Here is a 252-nt window from a genome sequence, read left to right on the forward strand (position 1 = left end):
GAGGATCCCGAGCACATCATCGAGCACGGAATGCTGCGGGGCGGGGTGGGGTACGGGGATCTCGGTGGTCACACCTTCGATCGTGCGGCGAAAGGTGCGAAATGCGCAAGTTCTGCGACAGATATCGGGCATAATGCCGGATTGTCGGGGTATCGCAAAGCATATCGAAGCCTAATCTCGCGAGAGCGCTTGACTTACCCGGTTAAGTCGCGTTGAGTGCTCGCGTCGGCACGGTGCCGACGCGACTCAACG

General features: G+C 59.9%; 1 protein-coding gene. It reads left to right on the forward strand.

From position 1 onward, the window contains the following. The coding region (locus SB658_RS25980) for a hypothetical protein (protein WP_410603363.1) at positions 1-216 on the forward strand (216 nt) is incomplete at its 5' end. Positions 217-252: the final 36 nt, after the last annotated feature.

Source organism: Bacillus sp. SIMBA_008 (genome assembly GCF_046535495.1).
Lineage (GTDB): Bacteria > Bacillota > Bacilli > Bacillales > Bacillaceae > Bacillus > Bacillus subtilis.